Source organism: Pandoraea sp. SD6-2 (assembly GCF_000389825.1).
In the GTDB taxonomy this organism is placed as follows: Bacteria; Pseudomonadota; Gammaproteobacteria; order Burkholderiales; family Burkholderiaceae; genus Pandoraea; species Pandoraea communis.
The window spans coordinates 247,227-256,950 of sequence record NZ_KB944435.1 but is presented as its reverse complement, the minus strand read 5'-3'; the positions used below and the strand labels follow the sequence as shown (position 1 = coordinate 256,950).

10 protein-coding genes and 1 pseudogene are annotated in these 9,724 nt (G+C 57.9%); 6 read left to right on the top strand and 5 right to left on the bottom strand.

Translation table 11 applies throughout. The features are described from left to right. Together C266_RS28050 and C266_RS10820 are read right to left on the bottom strand one after the other, a co-directional pair. Nucleotides 1-438, bottom strand: a pseudogene (locus tag C266_RS28050) (transposase); the annotation flags it as partial. A gap of 199 nt (nucleotides 439-637) precedes the next feature. After that, nucleotides 638-1,597 carry a LysR family transcriptional regulator gene (locus C266_RS10820; RefSeq protein ID WP_010808144.1) on the bottom strand — a complete coding sequence of 320 codons (960 nt, stop codon included), beginning with the start codon at nucleotides 1,595-1,597 and terminating at the stop codon, nucleotides 638-640. Nucleotides 1,598-1,917: 320 nt separating this feature from the next. Between C266_RS10820 and C266_RS28260 the strand changes: the two genes are divergently transcribed. From C266_RS28260 to C266_RS10805, 4 genes are all read left to right on the top strand, one after another. Then, complete coding sequence (locus C266_RS28260; protein WP_256380701.1) at nucleotides 1,918-2,040, top strand: hypothetical protein; 123 nt, start codon at nucleotides 1,918-1,920, stop codon at nucleotides 2,038-2,040. Nucleotides 2,041-2,155: 115 nt separating this feature from the next. Beyond that, on the top strand, nucleotides 2,156-3,592 hold the full coding sequence (locus C266_RS10815) for an NAD-dependent succinate-semialdehyde dehydrogenase (RefSeq protein ID WP_010808143.1): 1,437 nt from the start codon (nucleotides 2,156-2,158) through the stop codon (nucleotides 3,590-3,592). A gap of 13 nt (nucleotides 3,593-3,605) precedes the next feature. Next, nucleotides 3,606-3,977 carry a carboxymuconolactone decarboxylase family protein gene (locus C266_RS10810; protein WP_010808142.1) on the top strand — a complete coding sequence of 124 codons (372 nt, stop codon included), beginning with the start codon at nucleotides 3,606-3,608 and terminating at the stop codon, nucleotides 3,975-3,977. Then, nucleotides 3,974-4,975, top strand: coding sequence for an NAD(P)H-quinone oxidoreductase (locus tag C266_RS10805; protein WP_010808141.1), 1,002 nt, complete (start codon nucleotides 3,974-3,976; stop codon nucleotides 4,973-4,975). The genes C266_RS10810 and C266_RS10805 overlap by 4 nt, the downstream gene beginning before the upstream one ends. Nucleotides 4,976-5,275: 300 nt before the next feature. On the opposite strand, the gene C266_RS10800 is transcribed toward C266_RS10805, so the two are convergent. After that, entirely contained in the window at nucleotides 5,276-5,671 is a 396-nt protein-coding gene (locus C266_RS10800) for a helix-turn-helix domain-containing protein (RefSeq protein ID WP_010808140.1), read from the bottom strand. A gap of 117 nt (nucleotides 5,672-5,788) precedes the next feature. Here C266_RS10800 and C266_RS10795 point away from each other — a divergent pair, with 117 nt between their 5' ends. After that, nucleotides 5,789-6,211, top strand: coding sequence for a nuclear transport factor 2 family protein (locus C266_RS10795; RefSeq protein WP_010808139.1), 423 nt, complete (start codon nucleotides 5,789-5,791; stop codon nucleotides 6,209-6,211). A gap of 184 nt (nucleotides 6,212-6,395) precedes the next feature. Here C266_RS10795 and C266_RS10790 read toward each other — a convergent pair whose 3' ends face one another. Together C266_RS10790 and C266_RS26145 are read right to left on the bottom strand one after the other, a co-directional pair. Further along, the gene (locus tag C266_RS10790; protein WP_010808138.1) at nucleotides 6,396-7,907 is read right to left on the bottom strand and encodes a sensor domain-containing diguanylate cyclase; all 1,512 of its coding nucleotides are present in this window, start codon (nucleotides 7,905-7,907) and stop codon (nucleotides 6,396-6,398) included. A 479-nt stretch (nucleotides 7,908-8,386) separates the two neighbouring features. Next, complete coding sequence (locus C266_RS26145) at nucleotides 8,387-8,923, bottom strand: hypothetical protein (RefSeq protein ID WP_010808137.1); 537 nt, start codon at nucleotides 8,921-8,923, stop codon at nucleotides 8,387-8,389. A gap of 348 nt (nucleotides 8,924-9,271) precedes the next feature. Here C266_RS26145 and C266_RS27710 point away from each other — a divergent pair, with 348 nt between their 5' ends. After that, nucleotides 9,272-9,421, top strand: coding sequence for a hypothetical protein (locus C266_RS27710; protein WP_168162895.1), 150 nt, complete (start codon nucleotides 9,272-9,274; stop codon nucleotides 9,419-9,421). Nucleotides 9,422-9,724 lie beyond the last annotated feature (303 nt).

Here is a 9,724-nt window from a genome sequence, read left to right as displayed (position 1 = left end):
GGCTGCGTAGTGCTATTCGCGCCATGTCAACCCGTTCCCGACGATGTCTGTATGCGTAAAAGCACGACCGGGGTATGTCGAACAACTCACACAACATTGCTACCGATACGCCGTCGCCGAACTGGTCGATTATTTCGTACGTTCTATCCCTTCCGACATCAGCAGCGCAGTAGCTTTTTTTAAAATGGTCTTCTCCCTCTCGAGGCGTTCAACCCGCGCTTCCAGCTCCTGGATGCGCTGCTGCTCTGGCGTCATTGCAGGACTCTGAGGCGTGATGCCGTGGCGTTCCTGATGCAATTGTTGAACCCAGCGACGCAGAACCGATTCCGCAACGCCGACCGACCGGCTGGCATCGACGTGGCTATAGCTCTGGTCGAGGACCAGCGACGCAGCACTGCGCTTGAACTCAGGGGAAAACGTACGACGTTGCTTGCTCATCAGACACCTCTTCATGGCGAGTATTCTCGCCTAAATTGGTGTCCGGGGAAATTAGACCACTACATAGAAATATCTCTGAGCTTATGACCTATTACAACGCGACGGCAACAGATATAGCGGGACGCCTCGGCTAATAGCCACGGAGACACTCCGGAGCCGCAATTCCACAAGTATGCGATGTGATCGAGCGCCGACCGGATCATAGGCTGTCCATGCCACCCTCCGGCGTGGTCTCAATACCCAGCTCTTTTGCATATGAATCCAGTTGCTCTCCGACATGAACTTTTAGCACGTCAACGAACCGCTTGATCTTCGCGTCCACAAACTGCCGGGACGGGTAGACCGCATACACATTGCGTTCATAAGTGTGAAAATGCGGCAGGACACGAACGAGCGTTCCCTGGCGCAGGTCGTTGATTGCGGAGAATGCTGCAAGCAATCCAATTCCAGCGCCGTCACGCAGCGCGACGGCCATCGCCTCCATGTCATTCACGCTGAAATGCGGTCCCGAGGGCCGGAAGACCATAGTGTCCGACGCACTCTTGAGATGCCATTCGTCTGGCGCGTAATCCACCGTGCTTAGCAGCACGCGCGCGTGATCGGCCAGATCCTCCGGCCGCTCGGGCGCAGGATGTTGCGCCAGATACGCAGGCGAGGCAGCCAGCAAACAATGACTGCCTCCGATCTTCTGGCTCACATAGGCAGAATCGGGCAAAGCTCGTGCAATCACGACAGCCAGATCAAGCTGCTCTTCAAGGAGGTTGGGCATGCGTTGCGAGAGCAGTACGTCGACTGAAACTTCCGGATACGCCTTGCGGTAAGCAAGCACCGCCCGCGTCACAAGCTCACGCCCAAGTCCCGGCACGGCGTGTACGCGCAGCGTCCCTCGCGGCTCAAGCAACGCGTCACGTGCCTCGGCTTCGGCATGCTCGATTTCAGCCAGGATAGAGACACTACGCTCGTAAAAGCGGCGTCCCGCATCGGTGACGACGAGGCGTCGGGTGGACCTTTGCAATAGTCGTGTATTGAGCCCTTCCTCGAGCACGGAAACGGCACGCGAAACATTGCCGACCGTAGTATCCAGGTAATTGGCGACGGCGGTGAAGCTGCTCATCTCCACGACCTTCACGAATACCGACATGTTGTAGACCTTGTCCATTCCGATTCTTCCCGATGAGATTTCATGATTCTCTCGGCATTCGCACCCGACCGGTCGAAAGCCACACCACACGCAAGCCCAGCATCATACGCCGGGTTTTTTAAGGGAAGCACCGGGCATAGAAGCGCTCTGACGCTTCAGCGGCGAGGAAAAAGCACGATCGTTCAATAGCGGCAAGGCATTTTCCCTCCAGCAGAAAGAATCATTCTTTGCAGCCCCACTAAAACCAAACAGACTTCGCGCCTAGACTTCGTTCTGCAGTCAGACACTCGTTGCACCCTTCCCGATTCGAACGCCGCCCCACCCAGAGGTACCGATACATGAAGCGCATTCTTTCGACGCCCATACTCGCCGCCGAGAATACAGGCGCTTATGGCGCACAGGCGTCCGACACGACGATCAAGGTCTGGGCGGTCGAACCCATCGGCCGCACCCGGCAGTAATACGACTCAGCCAACTGCGCTGCTCATCCGAATCAGCTGATCGAACGCCTATCGCGCATGAAAGTCAAGCAAATAATACGGATTACTAATTAAATATTTATATCGAGATAATGCCATGAACTCAGTCTACGATCCCCTGTACCTGTTCATTGACGGCGAATGGATCGCCGCAAACAAACGCGAAACCGTACCCGTCATCAACCCGGCCACGAGAGGCGAACTGGGCCGCGTGCCGCTAGCGACCACTAGCGATCTGGACCACGCGCTGAGTGTCACGCGCCGTGCGTTCGACGTCTGGCGCAACACAGTTCCCGCTGAACGCGCCCGCATCCTTAGGCGCGCAGCAGAACTCATGCGTGAACGCGCGCCGCACATTGCCGAAATGATGACTCTCGAAGAGGGCAAGCCACTTGCTGAGAGCCGCGACGAAGTGCTGCGCGCCGCTGAATACTTCGAGTGGTTTTCGGAGGAGGCGCGTCGCATCGATGGCCGAGTGGTGCCCTCGAATCGCCCCGGCGTACAGCAGCTCGTGAAAAAGCAGGCAATTGGTCCGGTGGCTGCGTTCACACCGTGGAATTTTCCGGCCATTACGCCGGCGCGCAAGCTTTCGGTGGCGCTCGCAGCTGGTTGTAGCGTGATCATCAAGCCGGGCGAAGAAAGCCCCGCCACTGCACTCGCACTAGCCCGCGCGCTCGACGATGCGGGTCTTCCCAAAGGGGTGCTGCAAGTCGTGTTCGGCGTACCCGACCAGGTCTCGAAGCAACTTATCGCATCCCCGGTGATACGCAAGGTCACTTTCACGGGTTCGGTGCCGATCGGTCGTCTGCTCTCGGCACGCGCTGCGGAAGGCGTCAAGCCCATCACACTCGAACTCGGTGGCCACGGTCCCGTACTGGTATTTGACGACGCCAACGTGGAGAGGGCCGCCGTCGAAGGTGCGGCCAACCGGTTCCGCGGCACCGGCCAGATCTGCATCTCATCGACGCGCTTCCTGGTTCAACGCGGTGTTTACGACGTGTTCGTTGAACACTTTGTGCGGGCAGCAAGGGCACTTAAGGTAGGCAACGGCATGGATCCCAACACTCAGGTTGGCCCGCTTGCCAATCCTCGGCAACTCGCGAAGATGGAAGAGCTGGTGGCGGACGCAGTGGCACGCGGCGCCAAAGTGCTGGCAGGCGGCAAGCGCATTGAAGGCGAAGGCTACTTCTTCGAGCCGACTGTTCTTGCCGACGTACCGATGGATGCACGCGTCATGCACGAGGAGCCGTTCGGTCCGATCGCCGTGCTGATGCGCTTCGAGACACTCGACGATGGTCTGGCCGAAGCGAACCGCCTGCCGTATGGACTGTCGGCCTATGCGTTCACGCAGAGCGCTCGCACCGCGATCGACGTGGGTGACGGACTGGAAGCCGGGATGATCGGCATCAACCAGTATCGCATCGTCGCAACCGAACTGCCATTTGGCGGCATGAAAGAAAGCGGCCACGGTTCGGAAGGGGGAGTCGAGGGCATCGAGTACTACCTCACACACAAATTCATCAGCCAGGCCTGAAAGGAGAGTCGTCATGTCCCATGCAAATTTCACCAAACCTCGCGAAGCGGCGCGCGCTTTCACGCCCAAACTCGCAGAGTTCGTCGATACCACGCTCTACCCGCAGATATGGAGCGACCCGGCTCTGTCGCTGCGAGACCGCAGCCTCGTGACGGTCGCCGCGCTGATCACGGGCGGCCATCTCGACGAACTGCCCGCGCATCTGCGCCGCGCTGTAAATAATGGCGTTACACATGAAGAACTGTCCGCTGCCATCACGCACCTCGCGTTCTACGCGGGGTTTCCGGCAGCGATCTCGGCATCTGCCTTAGCGCAAAACACGCTTGCGGCGCAGCACCCAAGCGGCTCCGACACACCTCACACTACACAGGAAACATCAGCATGAAAGCCATCACATTCAAGGAATTCGGCGAAGCCGACGTGCTCCAGCTTGCCGACGTGCCAGTGCCCGAAGTGCGCCCCGACGATTTGCTGGTGCGGGTGCACGCCGCTGGCGTGAACCGCGCCGACCTCACTCACCGCACAGGCGGATACGGCCGGCCCAACTTCGGAGACTCAACTATCATGGGTCTTGAAATAGCGGGCGAAGTCATTGAAACCGGCAGCGCAGTACAGGGCTACAAAGTGGGTGACCGCGTGATGGGCGTGGTGGGCGGCGGCGCGTATGCAGAGATAGCGCGAATCGATTGGCGCATGGCCATGCCGATTCCCGCCTCGCTCGACTATGTGCGTGCAGCCGCGATTCCTGAAGTGTTCGTTACGGCGCACGAGGCAATGCTGCATCTGGGTGGGCTGCAGCGCGGCGATTCGGTACTGATTCATGCAGCGGCGGGCGGCGTCGGTTCGGCCGCGGTGCAACTGGCCTACGCGTCGGGTGCCAAAATCTTCGCTACGGCAGAAGGCAGCAAGCTTGAACGCGTCGTACAACTCGGCGCCGACGTGGTCATTGACTACCGCACTGAAGATTTCGCCGAAGTCATAAAGAAGACTACGAACGGCCGAGGCGTTGACGTCGTGATTGACTTCGTGGGCGCACCATATTTCGCGCGTAATGTGGCGACGCTTGCTAATGGCGGACGGTTGGTTCAGGTCGGCATTCTTGGCGGCGGCGGTCAGGTGGGCGTCGATCTGGAGCAGATCCTTTATCGCCATTTGCAGATCAAGGGAACGGTGATGAAGTCGCGCCCACAAAACGACAAACACGCGATGGTACGACGTTTTCGCGAGCATTGGCTCGAACGCTTCGACGGTGGAGCCCGTTTGGAGCCGGTCGTGGACAGCACTTTCTCGCTCGCGCGGGCTGGGGATGCGCATCGGCGCATGGAGTCCGCCGCAAATGTTGGAAAAATCATCCTGACCATGGGGGCAGGGGACTTGGGGTGAGGCACGTGGCCGCTGTCGATTCGATACTCGCGGGAAAAAAATATGCGCCCCGCACGTTGTATGGGCAGAGGTCACGCATCGAGCATTGCCGGGAAGTGAGAGCGCTTGCGGAGATGGACGGCCGCAGTCGACTCACTTCCAGATGTTTGAAATCGCAACATCCGTCGGTTGCAGGTGCGTCTGTGGGCATCCCCGGCTTCGGCATCGGCGCCGGCACTCTCGACGCCAGACGACCTGACGCCGGTCGGAAAGGCGATAGCTGACGTGAATACGACGACTCGGCTGCTCCGGTGTCGAACGCTACCTCACGTCGTATTTCCGTTGTGCATCCCTGACTTGCTCCCAGTTGCCCTTGGCCCAATCAACCAGTCCTTGCGTCGGGGCCAGTAGGCTCCTTCCGAGATCCGTCATCTCATACTCGACGCGGGGCGGCACCTCAGGAAACAGCTCGCGAATTACCAAACCGTCACGTTCGAGATTCTTCAGGGTCGAAGAGAGCATCCTTTGCGAAATCCCCGGAACCGCACGTTCAAGTACGGAGAATCGAGCGCGCCCCCCAAGAAGATCGAGCGAAAGCACGACGAAGATCGTCCATTTGTCGCCAATTTTCGTTAGCAGTTCTCGAACCGCCATCGGGTCGGTGCTTCTACAGATCGCGGCAGGGTCCAGTTGGCTGACTTTGGTCGACTGCTTCATAACTTACCTCAATGTTAGTAACTGAAGCTAAAGTGCCTTCTTCCTTGATGCTAGCTTCCGATCTATATTCGGCTCTCATTCTGTAAGCAACATATCAAATAGAGCAAGGAGTCCGGCATGCCGAAATCGAAATATGCGGTCTATAGCGCCGCTGCCCCATATTTCAATCTGGTTCGAGGAGCACTCGGCGAGCTTGTCGACGGAGAGCACTTTTTCGACATCGTTGACGACGACGTCATTTACGAAGTTCTTTACGATCTGGGGTGGCCGCGCGTCATCAAAGGACGAAACGACCTGATGGCTGCGTTCAGAGGCTACGTCGACAACATCTCGCTTCAGTCTGCCGACCAGTTGATTACCCATAAGACAGACTCCGGCTGTGTCATCGAATACGAGGTTCATGGCACCATCCTCGCGACTGGCGTGAAATACAACAATCGGTTCTGCTCGATCATCAAGATCAAAAACCGAAAGATCACGCATTGGAGAGACTACATGGACTCCCATGCAGCCTGGAACGCAATGACCGGGAAGAAATAGAAGCGAAGAAGTTGAAGCAAATCTTGATGATTGCGGCGAGCACGAGAGGGAAGGACTCGGCGAGCCGAGCGGTCGCCGATACGCTCGCAGCACGGCTCATCGAACGCTATCCGTCGGCAAAGCTCATACGCCGCGATTTTGGCCGCCCAGCGTCTGCCGCGACCGCCACACCAAGGCGTGTAAATCAACTCTGGGGCTGAGCCGGTGCGCCAATGTCACCTGAACAGACGACAGCGTTCCTTCCGCTCCTCTTGGCCGCGTACAGCGCCCGATCGGCTGAATTTGTCAATTCATCCAGCGACATGGGATGAGAGCGTCGACCGGTCGCGCATCCGACACTGACCGTGAAGGGCGGAATTGCCGCAGTGGTCACAGTCGGTCGCCCATGTTCCACTTCGAAACGTATTGCTTCGGCAATCTGAGCTGCGCCCGCTTCGTCCGTGTCGGGTAACACCACAACAAATTCTTCCCCGCCGTATCGGGCCGCGACATCGCCTCGACGGCGCGTGTGACGATTGATACACGTCGCGAGATGCTGCAATGCAAAGTCGCCCCGCGCATGGCCGTGAGTGTCATTGTATTTTTTGAAGTGATCCGCATCGACGAACAGCAACGACAGGCAACCATCGTGGCGCTGAAGTCTGGCCCATTCGTTTTCGAGTATCTCGTCGAGGGCACGACGGTTCTTGAGCCCTGTTAGCGCGTCGGTTTGCGTCAGCTCCGTAAGCCGCACCTGCGTCTTTACATGGTCCCGCAGTGCAAACGCAAGCAACCAGACCGCAGCACAGAATGCCAGGCTAACGAACGATGCCGAGATCCCGACTATCCATGACAACTGTTTCCATGAGGCCAACACTTCGCTTTCCGCCGGCGCGACAACGGCGATGAGTGGCGTGCCGGGAACGCGTTGGAACGTATATAGGCGAAGTACGCCGTCAAAGATCGAGCGAGCCGCATAAAACCCGGAATCCTGATTCACCATACGCGGAAATACTGCGGACTTACCCAGATTGATCAGCTCGGTCTGGCTGCCCGGAGGATTTCTGGTCACCAGGGTGCCGTCCGTGCGTACGATCGCCGTGACACCGTTTGGCCCCACGTCCAGTTTTGCAAGAAGTTGTCTGAAATAGTCGACGTCAATAGCGACAACCGCTATCCCTCCGAATGACCCGTCGGGCTTGTTCATCCGTCTCGAGATGGCAACTGACTGTGCACCCGCCCGCGACCGCGCCTGGTAGACGGATGACACATAGAGCCCGACATTCGCCGACTGGCGATGAACAGTGAAATAGTCCCGGTCGCTGAAATCCCATATATGGGTGCTGGAACAGCAACCGTCGATCACGCGACCCTGATTGTCTGTGATTCCCATGCCGGTGACGTATTGGGCAGCGGTCCGGTCGAACAGCAATTCGTGACGCAACTCAGGATCCATGCTTTGGACCACAGGCTTGTCCAGCGTGGAAATGACGGCGAGAAGCGAGTTATTCGACGTTTCAATCGTCCTGGCAATGTTGCTGACCAACACGGCCGTGACGTTTCTGGACGTTTCATGGGCATGTTCGACGGCGGCTTCACGGGAGGCAAGAAGCGTGATCAGGCTGATCGCCAATACGCAGAATGCCATCAGACTACCGAGTATGCCGACGATCAGAGGATGGCGGCCGGCGAGAACGGCCAGTTTTCCGATGGTCATGGAAAGAGACACGGTACTGTTCTGATGATTGCACTCGACCCTGTCAACGTTGTCCCGCCGTCACGGCGGTAGCGTCTGGGCGGGGTAAGCGGGGTCAGCGGTAAAGAATGGACAGGGTTTTGTCGGTAGTCGATGACACGGTTAACGGCAGAGGTCGAAAAAAATGGACCCCCCGAGCCCATCTGGCGGGCAATTTTCCGGCGGCAGTTTACCTTGGTTAGGGCTGGGGGGAATATCTGGAGAACGGCACCGACAGGCTTGTCCGTCACGCCGCATCACGCACGAAAAATACGTCAAGTCAGTTCAACCCCACTCAAATTTTCCCAATATTCTACTCATAACAACGCCACGCTACCGCCGCGGTCGGCTGGCGACTGTGGATTCAATCGGTCTATGCAACGCACCGATGAAATCGTTGGGCTGGTGTTTCGTAACCTGGTGTTTTCTTCGAACGTCCGTTCGAATAGAAGCGTGTGTGATCACGCCACACGTTCCCAAGCGGTAAAGTTCGCATTTCCGGTGGAGCCCATTGCTTCGATCACGACCTCGTTATCAAAACCGCGAAGCCGTTCCTGCATGGCGTTAAGAAGCCTGCGGTCACTGTCGGCGTGTTGAGGGTAGGTAAGCTCGAGGTCGTCACCGACGTAAAGGTCCCAGAAAACATCGTCAACGGCAGGCCCCTCGTCCGTCGTTCTGATCACGATCTTTGTCAACACATTCCAATTCACCGACCGGGTGTGCCCATCCGGGAAGGTGACCGAAATGGCCTCATCGTCGTGCGTCACTGTGACCGCACCGCCATTGCCCGCCACTGCGCTCTCCGTTACACGCGTTCGTATGGGTAGGAGTCGCAAAACGAAATAGATGGCAGCAAGGCCAAAAAGGCTTATCCCGATAAGTCTGACGGCGTCGCTCGTGTCGGGTGACGTGCTCAGAAATCCGACGGCCGCGAATGCCAATCCGGCCAGTAAGCGGGCGAAACCGCCCCATTTGGTTGATTTCGAGTTGGTTTGCATCGGCAGTCACAAGGAGTACTTCGGTTGTCGATCACGAAGGTAAAGCTGGCACAACGAAGTTTCCCGGGGTATTCGCAAATTCGGATGCGCGCTGATCGTGTTCGGGAAAACTGTCGCCGCTCGAAAACAGTCGAGTCAGCAATGTTGGTCGTTAGTGGGCAATTCTCCTCGGCCGAGGAACTTGCGCGGACGGTCGGGGCTTCTACGCATCGAATGTTACGGTATTGAGGTCAGACATTCTCGTCCTCCAGGGGCCAATGGGTCAGACGGATCAGCCTATCGGTAAAATGGCGGCCGGATGGCGCGAAGATGTTGCTTCGTGTCCGGATCATTTTGAGGATCTCACCCATGCGAAAACTCACTTTCCTGTTCCTCGCCTGCACGGTCTTGCTCGCAAGCTGTGCTGTGTACGTTCCTGATGACGGTCCCCATGGCGGGCGCGGTGGCCCCGGCAATGGTTTCTGCCCGCCGGGACAGGCGAAGAAGGGGAACTGCTGACGAAACTGACGTGACGGGCGCCGGCATCCGGCATTGGCAGCGATGAATGGCGGCGAGAAGGCGGTAATGGTGGGTGGGGTGGCTATCTATCCGTCGAAGAACCATCGCTCAGATGGTGATCCCCGTTATGGACAAGGTGTCGATGCAGCCACGACAACAGGGGCATCGAAGACGCCGATGCCCCCGCTTTTTAGCGCGAGATAGGCGCCCGTCGTCAGATGCGTTCAGAGAGATTCCCGCCATTCATCCGCATCCGAGCCGCGCTTGGGGTGCGGCTCGGAACGCGTCACCTTGACTGCCAGG